Origin of the sequence: Nocardia cyriacigeorgica, assembly GCF_029868385.1 — a bacterium.
GTDB classification, from domain to species: domain Bacteria; phylum Actinomycetota; class Actinomycetes; order Mycobacteriales; family Mycobacteriaceae; genus Nocardia; species Nocardia cyriacigeorgica_F.
In genome coordinates this window covers 152,254-167,640 of the sequence record NZ_JARWNX010000039.1, presented here as the reverse complement: position 1 = coordinate 167,640, position 15,387 = coordinate 152,254, and the positions used below count along the sequence as shown (strand labels likewise).

General features: G+C 66.2%; 16 protein-coding genes. 8 read left to right on the top strand and 8 right to left on the bottom strand.

What is annotated here, in order from left to right; genetic code table 11:
- Positions 1–220 precede the first annotated feature (220 nt).
- Complete coding sequence (gene mftC / locus QH168_RS10160; protein WP_280234267.1) at positions 221–1,744, bottom strand: mycofactocin radical SAM maturase; 1,524 nt, start codon at positions 1,742–1,744, stop codon at positions 221–223.
- Between the two features lie 19 nt (positions 1,745–1,763).
- Positions 1,764–1,865 (bottom strand): mycofactocin precursor MftA, encoded by a 102-nt coding sequence (gene mftA / locus QH168_RS10155; protein WP_280234285.1) that lies wholly within the window; start codon positions 1,863–1,865, stop codon positions 1,764–1,766.
- Positions 1,866–2,117: 252 nt separating this feature from the next.
- Between mftA and mftR2 the strand changes: the two genes are divergently transcribed.
- Both mftR2 and QH168_RS10145 read left to right on the top strand, forming a co-directional pair.
- On the top strand, positions 2,118–2,756 hold the full coding sequence (gene mftR2 / locus QH168_RS10150) for a mycofactocin system transcriptional regulator MftR2 (protein WP_280234266.1): 639 nt from the start codon (positions 2,118–2,120) through the stop codon (positions 2,754–2,756).
- 67 nt (positions 2,757–2,823) lie between these two features.
- Positions 2,824–3,879, top strand: coding sequence for a ferredoxin--NADP reductase (locus QH168_RS10145; RefSeq protein WP_280234265.1), 1,056 nt, complete (start codon positions 2,824–2,826; stop codon positions 3,877–3,879).
- Positions 3,880–3,895: 16 nt separating this feature from the next.
- Here QH168_RS10145 and QH168_RS10140 read toward each other — a convergent pair whose 3' ends face one another.
- The 3 genes from QH168_RS10140 to QH168_RS10130 all read right to left on the bottom strand — a co-directional run bounded on the left by QH168_RS10140 (position 3,896) and on the right by QH168_RS10130 (position 6,172).
- The gene (locus QH168_RS10140) at positions 3,896–5,104 is read right to left on the bottom strand and encodes a lipase family protein (protein ID WP_280234264.1); all 1,209 of its coding nucleotides are present in this window, start codon (positions 5,102–5,104) and stop codon (positions 3,896–3,898) included.
- 82 nt (positions 5,105–5,186) lie between these two features.
- On the bottom strand, positions 5,187–5,810 hold the full coding sequence (locus QH168_RS10135; protein ID WP_280234263.1) for a TetR/AcrR family transcriptional regulator: 624 nt from the start codon (positions 5,808–5,810) through the stop codon (positions 5,187–5,189).
- Positions 5,811–5,815: 5 nt separating this feature from the next.
- Positions 5,816–6,172 carry an SPW repeat domain-containing protein gene (locus QH168_RS10130; RefSeq protein ID WP_280234262.1) on the bottom strand — a complete coding sequence of 119 codons (357 nt, stop codon included), beginning with the start codon at positions 6,170–6,172 and terminating at the stop codon, positions 5,816–5,818.
- A 230-nt stretch (positions 6,173–6,402) separates the two neighbouring features.
- Here QH168_RS10130 and QH168_RS10125 point away from each other — a divergent pair, with 230 nt between their 5' ends.
- Genes QH168_RS10125 through QH168_RS10115 form a run of 3 tightly spaced genes read left to right on the top strand, consistent with a single transcriptional unit; the run spans position 6,403 to position 9,154 of the window.
- The gene (locus QH168_RS10125; RefSeq protein WP_280234261.1) at positions 6,403–7,602 is read left to right on the top strand and encodes an NAD(P)/FAD-dependent oxidoreductase; all 1,200 of its coding nucleotides are present in this window, start codon (positions 6,403–6,405) and stop codon (positions 7,600–7,602) included.
- Between the two features lie 13 nt (positions 7,603–7,615).
- Positions 7,616–8,377 (top strand): glutamate racemase, encoded by a 762-nt coding sequence (locus QH168_RS10120; RefSeq protein WP_280234260.1) that lies wholly within the window; start codon positions 7,616–7,618, stop codon positions 8,375–8,377.
- Between the two features lie 33 nt (positions 8,378–8,410).
- On the top strand, positions 8,411–9,154 hold the full coding sequence (locus QH168_RS10115) for a DNA alkylation repair protein (RefSeq protein ID WP_280234259.1): 744 nt from the start codon (positions 8,411–8,413) through the stop codon (positions 9,152–9,154).
- Positions 9,155–9,179: 25 nt separating this feature from the next.
- Here the strand turns inward: QH168_RS10115 and QH168_RS10110 are convergent, their stop codons facing one another.
- Complete coding sequence (locus QH168_RS10110; protein ID WP_280234258.1) at positions 9,180–9,989, bottom strand: alpha/beta fold hydrolase; 810 nt, start codon at positions 9,987–9,989, stop codon at positions 9,180–9,182.
- A gap of 145 nt (positions 9,990–10,134) precedes the next feature.
- On the opposite strand from QH168_RS10110, the gene QH168_RS10105 reads away from it, so the two are divergent.
- From QH168_RS10105 to QH168_RS10095, 3 genes are all read left to right on the top strand, one after another.
- A complete protein-coding gene (locus QH168_RS10105; protein WP_280234257.1) occupies positions 10,135–10,881 on the top strand; it encodes a hypothetical protein in 747 nt (248 codons plus the stop codon).
- A gap of 185 nt (positions 10,882–11,066) precedes the next feature.
- A complete protein-coding gene (locus QH168_RS10100) occupies positions 11,067–11,321 on the top strand; it encodes a type II toxin-antitoxin system Phd/YefM family antitoxin (protein ID WP_280234256.1) in 255 nt (84 codons plus the stop codon).
- On the top strand, positions 11,318–11,752 hold the full coding sequence (locus tag QH168_RS10095; RefSeq protein ID WP_280234255.1) for a type II toxin-antitoxin system VapC family toxin: 435 nt from the start codon (positions 11,318–11,320) through the stop codon (positions 11,750–11,752). The genes QH168_RS10100 and QH168_RS10095 overlap by 4 nt, the downstream gene beginning before the upstream one ends.
- A 75-nt stretch (positions 11,753–11,827) precedes the next feature.
- On the opposite strand, the gene tuf is transcribed toward QH168_RS10095, so the two are convergent.
- Together tuf and fusA are read right to left on the bottom strand one after the other, a co-directional pair.
- Complete coding sequence (tuf, locus tag QH168_RS10090) at positions 11,828–13,018, bottom strand: elongation factor Tu (RefSeq protein WP_280234254.1); 1,191 nt, start codon at positions 13,016–13,018, stop codon at positions 11,828–11,830.
- A 135-nt stretch (positions 13,019–13,153) separates the two neighbouring features.
- Positions 13,154–15,256: an elongation factor G gene (gene fusA / locus QH168_RS10085; RefSeq protein ID WP_280234253.1), complete on the bottom strand. Its 2,103-nt coding sequence runs from the start codon at positions 15,254–15,256 to the stop codon at positions 13,154–13,156.
- Between the last annotated feature and the right edge of the window lie 131 nt (positions 15,257–15,387).

The following is a 15,387-nucleotide window of genomic DNA, read 5'->3' as shown; positions in this document are numbered from 1 at the left end:
GTTAGACGGAGTTCGCTCGGCTGACACCAACAGTCGCGAAACACGCAACCAGTTCCGGAGTATTTCGCGTGGTAGGCCCGGTATCCGACAGGATCTGCGTTGCTGAACGATTACCGGGCGAGTCCTCGCTTCGATGGCAACCGAATGGCAATCGCGTACCGCGCGGTCGGTGCGCGAACCTCGGATGGTTCGCGCACCGGCCCCGGCTATCCGCGCGCGGCTACCCCAGCGGGCTCTCGTCACAGGCCCGCGACGGCCGCCGCGGCGGCGTCAGCAGCGTCAGCGGAACGGGCCCGGATTTACGCCCGCCCGAACGCCGCGGCGCGCTCCGCCGCGAATGGTCGACCGATGAGCGCGGCACCACCCGGCCCGCGTCCGCGAGCGCCGCTTCACCGTAACCCTGTACGCATTCCGGGTCCGGCCCATCGGCGGGCAGACCGGTGAAGAACTTCGCCGCCATACAGCCACCCCGGCACGCGTCGTAATGCGCGCAGGACGAGCACGCGCCGCCGCCGGTGGGCTCACGCAACTGCCCGAAAAGCTCCGATTCCCGCCATACGCTCGCGAAACCACCGTCGGCGACCACGTTTCCGGCGTGAAAGCGGTCGTGGATGGCGAACGGGCAGGCATAGACATCGCCCACCGGATCCACCAGACACACCACCCGGCCCGCACCGCACATGTTCAGTCCCGGCAGCGCCTCGCCGAAGGCCGACAGGTGGAAGAACGAGTCACCGGTGAGTACACCGTCGCCATTGCGCAGCAGCCATTCGTAGAGTTCACGCTGCTGTTGCGGCAAGGGATGCAGCTCATCCCACACATCGGCGCCGCGGCCGGACGGACGCAGCCGGGTCAGCCGCAGGGTGGCGCCGTAACGATCGGCGATCTCCCGGAACTGGTCGAGCTGGGCGATATTGTGCCTGGTCGCCACCACCGACAGCTTGGCATCCTCGAACCCGGCCGCGGCCAGGTTTTCCAGTGCGCGGATCGCCATATCGTAGGAACCGGGTCCGCGCACCGCATCGTTGACGGCGGCGTCGGCGCCGTCGAGCGAGATCTGTACGTCCACATAGTCACTGGCGGCCAGCCGCGCGGCGACCTCGGGGGTGATCCGAACACCGTTGGTGGAGAACTTCACTCCCACCTGGTGATCGGTGGCGTAGTCGACCAGTTCCCAGAAGTCCGGGCGCACAGTGGGTTCGCCGCCGCCGATATTGACATAGAACACCTGCATGCGCTGGAACTCGTCGATGAGCGCCTTGCACTGCTCGGTGCTCAGCTCACGCGGATCGCGCCGCCCGGACGACGACAGGCAATGCACACAGGACAGATTGCACGCGTAGGTGAGTTCCCAGGTCAGGCAGATCGGCGCGGCCAGCCCCGATTCGAATCGGTCGACGAGCCGCACCGCCCGATCATCACCAGGGGCCGCGGGCGCGAACGGCGCGGGTGCGACCGGCTGCACCAGCGGGGTCGATGTGGACGCACCGACGATCATGTCCGAATCGGCCAGCTGCGTCAGCGCTTTCACATACGACGCGGCCGCGGCGTCGTCCACACCGGCGGCCCGCATGGCCGAACGCACCGATGGCTGCGCGGGCAGCGACCGCACGATCTCGACGATGCGCGGATTCTTCAGAAACGACAGCTTGCGCGTGCCGAAGTGATATAGCAGCGCGCCGAACGGTTCCGGCCGCAGGGCAACTCGCGGATGCAGCTGCCAGCGCGTATCGAGATCGAGCATTTCGGGCGCTCCTCTCAGATCAGTAGACGCCGCACATACCGTCGATGGACACCTCTTCGATGAGCGATTCCTCCACCAGCGGTGTGTTGTCCTCGGCCGAGCGCTGCGCGGCGGCCGCGATCGGGCCGCGGTTGTCGGTGTCGGCGGGTCCGTTGAATCCCTGGTCCGGCATGGCTACCTCCACTCCAGTGGGCACTGTGGTCGCGGCCACAGATGTAGCCGCGCTCACACACCATAACGTCATGAACTGACAAAAAGAAGCGGTTTCGACCGAGGAATCGGCAGCACCAGCCCCGAGCCCTCTAAACTTTCCGGTGGCAAGCAGCTGAACAGGACATGACGGGCCGAAGGCGCCCGCGGTGGTAGAGGTGGCATGGGAGTCGGGCGAACGCAGGCCAGCGGGGGCGGTAATACCCTCTCGGAATCAGAGATCGTCGAGGCCGCATTGCGGGTGGTCCGCGCAGACGGCGTGGACAAGCTATCGATGCGTCGACTATCGCGCGAACTGGGAGTTTCGCCGATGGCCCCGTACTACTACGTGGCCGATAAACGGGAACTGCTCGACCTGGTAGCCACCGCCGCACTGGCGGGCGTACGCAAACCGCCACCGGAGTCGGGTCCCTGGCAGCAGCGGCTGCGTGAACTCATCGGCCAGATCGATGAGAAACTGCGTAAGCACCCCGGCCTCGGCGATGTGCTGATCGAACAGATGCTCGGCAAACAGCTCGATGTGATCGCCGCGGTGATGGAGATCCTGTTCGACGCGGGATTCAGCGACCGCAATGTGCTGGCCGCCTACGCGACCATCCACACCTTCCTGTTCGGTCGCAGCCGGGTGAACCCGCGTGACCGGTCGGCGCTGACCGATGTCACTCTGCCCGATGCGGTGGCCCGCGCCACCAAATACATGCCCGACCTGCGCGGTAAGTATTCGTACGACTTCGGGGTGAGCGTGCTGATCGCCGGGCTGGAAGCCCAGCTTGTCCAGCAGCCCGACCCCGACGTACGATAAAACTGCAACACGTTCTAGTTTTGCCGTACCGGTACCGGATCGGCCGCGCCACGTTCGAGAGGACGACATGACCACCGTCGAAGTTCCACACGGCTCACGCTCGGTCGTGCTGCGGGTTGCCGCGGTCATCGCCGAGACCGCCGACACCGCCTCGCTGGTCTTCGACGTACCCGGCGAACTCCGCGAACGCTTCGAATACCAGCCCGGCCAGTTCCTCACCCTGCGCATCCCGAGCGATCAGACCGGATCGGTCGCGCGCTGCTATTCGCTGGCCAGCTCGCCCTACACCGACGATCTGCCCAAGGTCACCGTCAAACGCACCGAGGGCGGCTACGGCTCCAACTGGCTCTGCGACAACATCGTGGCCGGTTCGGAGATCGAGGTACTGCCACCGTCCGGGGTGTTCACCCCGAAGGATCTCGACGAGGATCTGCTGCTGTTCGGCGCGGGCAGCGGCATCACACCGGTCATGTCGATCCTGAAATCCGCCCTTGCCCGCGGCACCGGCAAGATCGTGCTCGTCTACGCCAACCGCGATCCGCAATCGGTGATCTTCGCCGCCGAACTGCGCGAACTGGCCGATAAGCACCCGCAGCGGCTCACCGTCATCCACTGGCTCGAACACCTACAGGGCCTGCCCACCGCCGACGCGCTCGCCGGACTGGTCCGCCCCTACACCGCCTACCACGCCTATATGTGCGGCCCGCGCCCGTTCATGGACCGCGTGCACGACGCACTCGCCCAGCTCGACGTCCCCCGCAACCGCACCCACGCGGAGGTCTTCAACTCACTGGCCGGAGACCCGTTCGCCGATCAGGCGCCGGTCGAGATCAGTGACGAAGAAGCCGCCGACGCCGCCACCGTCGAGGTGGAACTCGACGGTGAGGTCCACGAACTGAGCTGGCCCCGCAAACAGACCCTCGTCGACATCATGCTCGCCAAGGGACTCGATGTCCCCTACTCCTGCCAGGAGGGCGAATGCGGTTCCTGCGCATGCACCGTCCTCGAGGGCAAGGTCGACATGGAGAACGCCGAAATCCTCGACCCCGAGGACATCGAGAACGGTTACATCCTCGGTTGCCAGGCCAGGCCGGTGACCGACCACCTGAAAATCCAGTTCTGAGCCGACACTCGCGCGTTCAGCAGTTGCTCGGGGCCGGTTCCCCGCGGAACCGGGCATCCAGCCACGCGACCATGCTCGGCATTCCGAGCACAGCGGCCGACAGGTGTTCCGGTGTCGGGATCAGTTCCGCCTGCACCGGCACGCCCGCCGCGCAGTAGCGGCGGTTGGTCGCGACGATGGAGTCGATCGGGATCAGCGGATCGGTGGGTGAATGCCATTCGAAGATGGGGATATTCGGTTCCTGATCGAATAGTTCGATGCTGTTCTCCTCGACGACCGCCCTGGCGTCGGCGTCGTGCATGAGCGAGGTGTTGCTCGCGTAGTCGCGAACGCTGCGACCAGCGCCGGTGGCGAGAATGTCATTGGTGCAGCCATCGGCCATCGCATCGCGCGCCGCGATACCGGTCGGATTGAGATTGTCGCTGATCGGGAAACGATCGGGATATTCGCGTTCGAGCCCGATCGCGGCCGCCATCACCAGGCCGAACGCCGGATGCGGGTCGAACTGCAAGCCTTCGATCATGCGCATCAGATTCGCCGGGACGCCCCCGGCCGCGGCACCGGCCAGTTTCACCTCCGGTGCGTAGCTCGGCGCCAGCGCGGCCGCCCAGGCCGTGGCCATACCGCCACCGGAATACCCGGCCATCGCCACCGGACTGTGCTGGACCGCCAGCTCCGGAACTCGCTGCGCGGCCCGGATTCCGTCGAGCGTGATCTGCCCGCCGAGCTTAGCGGCGCCGTAGGCGAAGGTGGGACCGAGATGGTCGGGCAGGGCGATACTCCACCCGCGCAACAGCAGCACATTCAGCGCGACGGCCTCGCGGACTTGCAGATTCGGATCGGCGGTGTAGAGCACCCGCGACACCGCACACGACGGTCCGAGCCCGTTGATGATGTGCTGATAGGACAGCAGTGGCCCGTCGGGGCGCTGCCCTGGCGGCGTCAGCACGGTGGTGGTCGCCGCGATGGGCAGACCGCGCGAATTGGTGGAGCGGAACTTCACCAGTGTCAGCGTGGTGCCGGGGAAGGTGAGCAGTGGCGGCAGTCGCCGCACCGCGAGCACGTCACCGGGGCGATAGGCCGCGAGGTCGGCCGGTTGGGAGTAGAAGGGATCGGGATCGGCCACCGGATAGCGAGGCAGAGCCGGGGCGGGGACCGTCCCGACGATCAGAACCGCGGAGGCGCCCAGGAGCGCACCGGTTATCAAACGCTGGATAACCCGCATGGCACCTATTGCTACCACGGCGCGGTGTTGCGATCGCGCAGGCCGGACGGGGTGTCAGCGATATTTCGGCATCGAATCCCGGTCAGCCGAGTTGTGTCATACCCGCCGCCACCACCTGCGCGACATTGAGAATCTCGTCGGTGGTCGGCAGCGGGACGCCGTCGAGGGCGTGCAGGCGGTCGGAGCTGGCGATGGCGAACATGGCCGAGACCCAGGCGGCGGCGCACGCGCGTAGGGTGCCGGGACGGACCGGGGCCGGAGCACTGGCCTGGAGCACGCGAGCGGTGACGTCGAGGAGTTGATCACGCAGCTGGCGCAGCTGGCGGCGGACGTCGGGATGGGTGTCGGCTTCGCGCCACATGATCACTCGCAACACCGAGGAATGGTGGTCGCGAAGGTTCAGTGCCGCATCGAGATTGACCAGGCTGGTCGCCGGATCACCCGGTGCGACGACAGCGCCGATGTCCTCGATGGGTTGCGGCGGCACCCGTTCGGCCATCAGGGCCGTCAGGATCGAGTTCTTGGTCGGGAAGTAATAGAAGACCAGACCCTTGGGCACATCGGCGGACGCGGCGATCGCCGCCGTCGGGGTGCCGTCGAACCCCTGTGCGGCGAAAAGCCTTTCCGCGGCATCCAGGATCAGTTGGCGGGCGTCGCCGTCGGTTTTCGCACTGCGGCGACGCCCGGCACGACGGGGTCTGGTCACGGTCGTCAGTGATGCGGAACCATATCGTGCAGCCGCCCCGATACCGCGGGCAGCGCTGCCACCGCGACGACCACGGTCACTATCCCGACCACCCATGCGGTCCAGGATGCGCCACTGAAGCCGCTGAAGTCCATGACCCACGGGGACAAGAACATCAGCACGCCGAGCAGGCCCATCGCATAGTCGGCGGAGGCCATCTCGGAACGGTACATCTGCGCCAGACCGGTCAGTGCGATGAGCACACCGAGCACGATCAACGACCACATGGCCCGATCATTCGTCTCCACCCAGAGCGGTGAGAGTGCGGCGAAGACGCCCAGCACCACGGCCAGGAAATCTTGCGCACGGCTTTCGGTGAACATGTATGCCTCCTTGCATTCGGCGGGGTGGACAGGCCCGAAAATCTGTCCTGACCTCGGTATAGACCTGATTGACCGGCCGGTCGATATAGGAACGGCCACGATTGCGCGGCAATCGATGGCACGGTAAAGGTGACGGTCCTCACTACAGCACCGACCAAGCGGACGTTAGGGTGAACTGTCTTCACAGTCAGTGGTGGCCGAGACGACGGCCCGAAGGAAGGGATGCCCGCATGACTGCTGCGCCGATCGTGATCGTGGGCGCCGGGCTGGCCGGTTTGCGCACCGCCGAGGAGTTGCGCCGCGCGGGATACGAGGACGAGCTGATCCTGCTCGGCGACGAATCCCGTCCGCCCTACGACCGTCCGCCGCTGTCCAAACAGTTCGTCCGCGGCGAAACCGACGACACCACCCTGCGGCCCGCGGAATTCTTCACCGAGAAGAAGATCGATCTGCGGCTGAACCAGGAGGCGGTGGGCGTCGACACCGAGACCCGCCGCCTACGACTGGCCGACGGAACCGCGCTCGACTACCGCGAGCTGATCATCGCCACCGGGTTGCGCCCGCGCAGGCTGCCCGGCCTACCCGACCTCGGCGGTGTGCACGTGCTGCGCAACCACACCGACGCCGCGGCCCTGCGCGCGGAACTGGTCGCGGCCAGGGTCGCGCTCGTCATCGGCGCCGGATTCATCGGCTGCGAGCTTGCCGCCAGCTTCCGCGCCTCCGGCGTCGAGGTGGTGCTGGTGGAACCGCAGCCGACGCCGCTGGCCTCGGTGCTGGGCGAGCGGGTGGGCGCATTGGTCGCGCGGATGCACCGCGACGAAGGCGTGGATCTGCGCTGCGGGACCGGGGTCGATTCGCTGCTCGCCGATGACGAGGGCCGGGTGCGTGGGGCGCTGCTGACCGACGGGTCGGAGGTTGTGGCCGATCTGGTGGTCATCGGTGTCGGCTCATCGCCGGTCATCGAATGGTTGGCCGAGTCCGGTATCGCACTGGCCGAAGCGTCCGCGGGTGGCGGTGTGCTCGCCGACGAGGTCGGCCGCACGTCCGCCGCCGGAGTGTGGGCTGTCGGCGATGTCGCGGCATGGCTGCACGACACCGGCGCGCGCAAGCGGGTCGAACACTGGACCAATGCCGGTGAGCAGGCGAAACTGCTGGCCTGCGCACTGCTCGGCGCCGAACCACCGACCGCGGCGCGGGTGCCCTACTTCTGGAGCGACCAGTACGACGTGAAGATCCAGGCCCTCGGCACCCCCGGCGCGACCGACGAGGTGCGCATCGTCTCCGACGACGGCCGCAAGTTTCTCGTCTACTACATCCAGGACGGCATACTCACCGGTGTGGTCGGCGCCGGGATGACCGCGCAGGTGATGAAGACCAGGGCGAAGATCGCGGCGGGTGCCCCGGTGGCGGAGCTACTCGGCGCGAGCTAATACCTTTGGTGGTGTGATCGTCGCGCTCATCGATTCCGGTCTCGGCTCCCTGCCGACCGCCGCTTGGCTGCGCAAGCTGCGCCCGGATGTGGATTTGGTGCTGCAACTGGATCCAGACGGCGCCCCGTGGGGCCCGAAACCGGAAGAGTGGGTCGTCGAACGAGTGGTCGACACCGCCCGTGCCTCGCTGACCATGGGCGCCGAGGTGATCGTGCTGCCGTGCAATACCGCGAGCGTCACCGCGCTCGACCACGTCCGCGCCGACGTGGGCCCCGATATTCCGGTGATCGGCACCGTGCCCGCGATCAAACCGGCCGCAGCGGCCTGCCGGTCGGTGGCGGTATGGGCCACCGCGGCGACCACCGCGAGCCGCTACCAGGCCGATCTGATCGCCCGGTTCGGTGGCGAGGCCACGGTCACCGGCGTGGCCTGCCACGGTCTGGCCGACGCCATCGATGCGGGTGATCTGGTGGCCGCGCGGGCGGCGATCGCGGCGGCGGCCGAGCAGACTCCCGATGACGTCGAAGGCGTCGTACTGGGCTGCACTCACTATCCGCTGGTGGTGGACAGTATCGTGGCCGCGCTACCGGACGGTGTGCGCCTGTTCGACAGCGCCCAAGCCGTTGCCGCACAGACGATCCGGCGCATGGACGGGCTCGGTCGACCGAGCACCGGCAACGGTACGGTGCAGGTGTTCAACAGCGGTCGTCCGGGTGAACTGCCCGCGGCCGCCGCCGCTTTCGAACCCGGACGGGCGCTCGGCGCGACAGACTGACCGTTCGGCCACCGCGATCGGAAGGCTGGTTCGATGACCGATGATGCCGCAACCGCCGACCAGGTGCGCGCCGCCCTGGCCGAACTCGCCGACCCCGCCGACGCGAAGCAACTGCAACGGTTCTTCAAGACCGGCCCCGGCGAATACGGCGAAGGCGACGTCTTCGCCGGTGTGCGGGTGCCCGCCATCCGTTCGGTCGCCAAACGCCATGCGACACTGCCGCTCACCGAGATCGATGCGTTGCTGGACAGCCCTGTGCACGAGGAACGCTTCGCGGCGCTGATCATCCTCAATGCCCGGTTCGAGAAGGCCTCGAAGCCACGCACTTTCGACGACGCCGCCCGCGCCGAGATGGTGCGGTTCTATCTGGATGCGGTGCGCCGCGGCCGGGTGAACAATTGGGACCTCGTCGACGTCTCCGCCGAACGGATCGTCGGTCCCTGGCTGCTCGACAAGCCGCGGGACCTACTCGTCGAGCTCGCCGATTCGAATTCGCTGTGGGAGCGGCGAGTCGCGCTGCTGTCCACTTTCGCCTTCATCAAGGCCGGTGACGCCTCGACCACGGTCGCGCTCTCCGAACGCCTGCTCGGCGACCGCCACGACCTCATCCAGAAGGCGCTGGGCTGGATGCTGCGCGAGGTCGGCAAACGCATCGACCGACAACTACTGACCGACTTCCTCGACCGCCACGCGGCCGAGATGGGCCGGACCGCACTGAGTTACGCCACCGAGCATCTGGACCCCGACAGCCGAGTCCACTACCGCGCGATGCGCTGAACCTTCGACCGAATCCGCCTCGCCGTCAAGGCGCGTCGAGGAACCCGACGACATCCGGCACGAAGCGCTCGTGCTTGATCGCGCCCATATGTCCTGCACCGGGATAGATGATCAGGCGGGCGTCCGGGATTCCGTCGGCGGTGCGCCGGAAGTTCGCGACGGAATAGGCGGCGTCCTTGTCGCCGCCGATGACCAGGGTCGGCACGGTGATCTCGCCGAGGCGGTCGTCGAGATCGAAGGCGTCTTCGGCGTGCACGAAGGCGATGGGATCGGCGGGGTTCTTCGGGCGGTCCAGCGGATCGAACAGCCACATCGCGCCCGCGGCCACACGCGCGGCGACGGGATTGCCGACCGAGATGGGTGCCAGGTGGTGCAGTGCGCGTTTGCCGGCGGCGAGCGCCTGGGCATAGCGCAATTGGCCTTGTTTCGCAGCCGGATCGAGGCGATAGCCGGAGGATGCGATGACCATTCTGCGGACGACTTCGGGGTGATCGACAGCCAGCTGGAGCGCGACCGAACCGCCCGATGACATGCCGAGAATATCGACCGGTTCACCGAATTCGGCGTGCAGCGCGGCGGCATGCGTTGCGGCGATATCGGCCATGGTGGTGCCCTCGGCCATGCCCGGCTCCCGGTTCACCGCGTACACCCGATAGTGGCGCGCCAGCGGGGCCAGGGTCTTGATCTCCGAGTTCCGCAGCCAGCCGGTGGGATTGGTGTGATCGGAGGTGAACCAGCGCAGGAACACCAATGGGCGTCCGGCGCCGAGCGCCAGGTAGGGCAGATCCCCCTTCATGGTGCCTTCGGCAATGTTCAGATCCGCATCCGCAGACATATCCGCGCTCCTCGCCCAGGTCGGTGACGTGGATGCACACTATCGGACGATACCGACAAAACGGGCGGTGAAAGTCGCCACGGATGGGCGCCGGATGCGGCCGCCGACGCGCCGAATGACGGTCCCCTCGGGTAAGAATGACCTCATGGATGCCGATTACAACGGTCTCGGAGATGGACTTCGTGCCCGCCAGGAGGGTTTTCACCGCACCGAACGGGAGCCCGTCGAACCGGCCGCAGCCATGGCGGCCGGACTGACCGGTGCGGACACCAGCAGCAACGGGGCGATCGCCAACGGGTCCCTGCCCACCAGAACTGCCACCCAGCCCTCCGCCTTCGATTGGTCCCCCGCGCCGTTGCCGCCGATGCCGGAGCCGCGGCGAGCGGCCCCCGCACCGGCGGAACCCGAAGCGGCGCAGGGCATCGGGCTGACCGGAGTGGACAACACCGTCGACGCGCCCGCTACCTCGTCGATCGCGGCCCCCGCCGCCGCTGCGCCCGCCGAGACCCCAGCTCACGCTCCGAACCCGGCACCCGAAACCCCCGCGCCGAACCCGGCGCCCACACCACGCCCCGCGATCCCGTCGCGCCGCGCGGCCCGCGCCGCCGCGGAGCCACCCGTCGAAGCACCCGCCGAACCGCCCCTACCGCTGCCGACCGCCGACGGCGGCGTCGACCTACACCGCATCATGCGACTACTGCTGGCCAGCGACGAACTCAACGCTCTCGCCGATAAGGCCGAAGCGGGCAACCTCTCCAACGAGGAGGTCATCCGCACCGCCCGCCGCACCCGCGCAGCGGCCGTCGAGGTCGTCTCCGCCTGGTACGGCGGCTCCACTCAGATGGTGCAGTTCGCCCAGGCGCTGTTACAGGCCGCCGGCGAATCGGACTGAGCAGTCCATGGTCGCACCGGCCGGCCGTAACGGATCTCGATAAGCGAAACGGCGCCGCCCTGATCAGGGCGGCGCCGTTTCGCGTAGTCCGCCAGACCATAGGCGATCCGTCATACGCCGGTAGACGGATATCGCCACAGTGGCTATATTCGGGTAGGGATATATAGCCACTTTGGGAGGATGTCGTGGACGTCGGAGTACGGGACCTGCGAGACCATCTGAGCCGTCACCTGTCCGCGGTACGCGCCGGTCGGACCGTCACGGTGACCGACCATGGCCGACCCATCGCCCGGATCGTTCCCGTCGACCACCTGACCCCGCTGGAACGACTACGGGAAGCAGGTCGCATCACGCCTGCGCGAACGCCGAAAGAATCCGCACCGGAACCGATCCAGGGCCTCGGCATTGTCAGCGACCTTGTCGATGAACAGCGCCGGTGATCGGCTACCTCGACACGTCGGCCTTCATACCGCTGCTGATCGGCGAGCCGAGCAGTCGAGCATGCCGTAGGTTCTGGGACGTCGCCGACGCCGTGGTCTCGAGCCGACTGCTCTATGTCGAATCTGCCGCAGCACTGGCCCAGGCCGAACGGATGGGACGTATCCGTAAGGCGCAGCACGCAGCGAGCCGAAACCTGCTCGACAGCCTGTGGAGTCAGATCGAGATCGCCGAGGTCGATGAGCCCTTGGTGCTCAGTGCCGCCGAACTCGCCGAGACCCTCGCCCTCCGTGGACACGACGCGGTCCACTGTGCGGCCGCTGCTCAGCTCGACGCCCCCGACCTGGTTGCCGCTTCCGGTGACCAGCGACTGTTGGGCGCTTGGAAGTCGTTGGGCATCGCGACTTTCGACACCAACGCACCTGACGAGTAGTCGGATCGCCATTCGAAATACAAAACGGCGCCGCTCCTTTCGGAGCGGCGCCGATTCGGCTGCTACGTCAGAAGATCAGTTGACGATCTTGGTGACGCGACCGGCACCGACGGTGCGGCCACCTTCGCGGATCGCGAAGCGCAGGCCCTCGTCCATGGCGACCGGCTGGATCAGCTTGACCGACATCTCGGTGTTGTCACCGGGCATGACCATCTCGGTGCCCTCGGGCAGGGTCACAACGCCCGTCACGTCAGTCGTACGGAAGTAGAACTGCGGACGGTAGTTGTTGAAGAACGGGGTGTGGCGGCCACCCTCGTCCTTCGACAGGATGTAGGCCTGACCCTCGAACTCGGTGTGCGGGGTGGTGGTGCCCGGCTTCACGACGACCTGGCCGCGCTCCACGTCCTCACGCTTCAGACCACGAACCAGCAGACCGACGTTGTCGCCCGCCTGGCCCTGGTCCAGCAGCTTGCGGAACATCTCGACACCGGTGACGGTGGTCTTGGTGGTCTTCTCGCGGATGCCGACGATCTCGACTTCCTCGTTCACGTTGATCACGCCACGCTCGACGCGACCGGTGACCACGGTGCCACGACCGGTGATGGTGAAGACGTCCTCGATCGGCATCAGGAACGGCTTGTCGGTCTCACGGACCGGGTCCGGGATGGACTCGTCGACAGCGTTCATCAGCTCGAGGATCGACTCCGACCACTTCGCGTCGCCCTCGAGCGCCTTCAGGCCCGAAACGCGCACGACGGGGGCGTCCTCGTCGAACTCCTGCGAGGCCAGCAGCTCGCGGACCTCCATCTCGACGAGCTCGAGGATCTCCTCGTCGTCGACCATGTCCGACTTGTTCAGCGCGACCAGGATGTAGGGCACGCCGACCTGACGGGCGAGCAGCACGTGCTCACGGGTCTGCGGCATCGGGCCGTCGGTGGCGGCGACCACGAGGATGGCGCCGTCCATCTGCGCCGCACCGGTGATCATGTTCTTGATGTAGTCGGCGTGACCCGGGGCGTCGACGTGCGCGTAGTGGCGCTTCTCGGTCTGGTACTCGACGTGGGAGATGTTGATCGTGATACCACGAGCCTTCTCCTCCGGCGCCTTGTCGATCTGATCGAAAGCGAAGCTCTCGTTCAGGTCCGGGTACTTCTCCGCCAGCACCTTGGTGATCGCTGCGGTCAGCGTGGTCTTGCCGTGGTCGACGTGACCGATGGTGCCGATGTTGACGTGCGGCTTTGTCCGCTCGAACTTCGCCTTCGCCACTGTGTGGTCCTCCTGGACTTGTTGGTGCTTGCAGTTGCAGCAGTGCGGGGTTCTCCCCACATACATGGGGAACTTTCGGTTGTACAAACTCCCGGGAGATCCGGGGCGGGTGAGCTACCCGCCCCGGAGGGGTACTTACTCTCCGGTCGCCTTGGCGATGATCTCCTTCGACACGTTGGCCGGAACCTCCGCGTACGAATCGAACACCATGGAGTAGTTCGCCCGGCCCTGGGTCTTCGACCGCAGGTCACCGATATAACCGAACATCTCCGAGAGCGGAACCAGCGCCTTGACGACACGGGCACCACTGCGTTCCTCCATGGCCTGGATCTGGCCACGGCGGGAGTTCAGATCGCCGATCACATCGCCCATGTAATCCTCGGGCGTGATGACCTCGACCGCCATGAGCGGTTCGAGGATCACCGGACCGGCCTTACGGGCCGCTTCCTTCAGGGCCTGCGAACCCGCGATCTTGAACGCCATCTCCGAAGAGTCGACGTCATGGTACGCGCCGTCGAGCAGGGTCACCTTCAGGTTGACCAGCGGGTAACCGGCGAGCACACCGTACTGCATGGCGTCCTGCGCACCGGCGTCGACCGATGGGATGTACTCGCGCGGCACGCGGCCACCGGTGACCTTGTTCTCGAACTCGTAGGTCGCGCCGTCTTCGCCGACGAACGGCTCGACCGCGATGATGACCTTCGCGAACTGACCGGAACCACCGGTCTGCTTCTTGTGCGTGAACTCGAGCTTCTCGACCTTCTTGGTGATCGTCTCGCGGTAGGCCACCTGCGGCTTACCGACGTTCGCCTCGACCTTGAACTCGCGCTTCATCCGGTCGACCAGGATGTCGAGGTGCAGCTCGCCCATACCGCCGATGACGGTCTGGCCGGTCTCCTGATCCAGCTTCACCGAGAAGGTGGGGTCCTCTTCGGACAGCTTCTGGATCGCGGTGCCGAGCTTCTCCTGGTCGGACTTGGTCTTGGGCTCGATGGAGACCTCGATGACCGGGTCCGGGAAGGTCATGGACTCGAGCACGATCTGGTTGTTCGGATCGCACAGGGTGTCGCCGGTGGTGGTGTCCTTGAGGCCGATCACCGCGTAGATGTGGCCCGCGGAGACCACGGGAACCGGGTTCTCCTTGTTGGAGTGCATCTGGAACAGCTTGCCCAGACGCTCCTTCTTGCCCTTGGTCGCGTTGATGACCTGGGCGCCGGAGTCGACCTTGCCCGAGTACACCCGGATGTAGGTCAGCTTGCCGAAGAAGGGGTGCACCGCGATCTTGAACGCCAGCGCGGCGAAGGGCTCATCGGCACTCGGCTTACGAGTGATGAGCTCTTCTTCCTTGCCGGGCACATGACCCTGCACCGACTCGACGTCCAGCGGCGAAGGCAGGTAGTCGACGACGGCGTCGAGCATGGGCTGCACGCCCTTGTTCTTGAACGCCGAACCGCACAGCACCGGGTAGAGCTCGGAGTTGACGGTCATCTTGCGGATGGCGCCCTTGATCTCATCGATCGAGAGCTCCTCGCCGCCGAAGAACTTCTCCAGCAGCGCCTCATCCGATTCGGCGACGGTCTCGAGCAGCTCCTGGCGGTACTGCTCGGCCTTCTCCTTCAGATCCGCGGGGATTTCCTGGACCTCGTACTTCTCACCGAGCTTGGTCTCGCCGGTCCACACCTTGGCGTTCATCTCGACCAGGTCGACGATGCCCTCGAAGGTGTCCTCGGCGCCGATCGGCAGCTGGATGACCAACGGCTTGGCACCGAGGCGGTCCTTGATGGTCTGCACGGTGAAGTAGAAGTCCGCACCGAGCTTGTCCATCTTGTTGACGAAGCAGATGCGCGGCACGTCGTACTTGTCGGCCTGACGCCACACCTGCTCGGACTGCGGCTCGACGCCTTCCTTGCCGTCGAAGACGGCGACGGCGCCATCGAGCACGCGCAGCGAACGTTCCACCTCGACGGTGAAGTCCACGTGGCCCGGGGTGTCGATGATGTTGATCTGGTTCTGGTTCCAGAAGCACGTCACCGCCGCCGAGGTGATGGTGATGCCGCGTTCCTGTTCCTGTTCCATCCAGTCGGTGGTCGAGGCACCGTCGTGGGTCTCACCGATCTTGTAGTTCACACCGGTGTAGAACAGGATTCGTTCGGTTGTCGTCGTCTTGCCCGCATCGATGTGGGCCATGATGCCGATGTTGCGGACCTTGTTCAGGTCGGTGAGCACGTCCTGTGCCACGGAAATCTTCCCCGCTCTGCTCTGTTAGCGATCAGCTAGTTGGGATTCTCGGGGACGACCGGTGCGGTCGTCACTATGTCAACGCCGGAAGCGGCACCGTAGTGCCGCCCCCGGCCGTGATGCTGCCGACC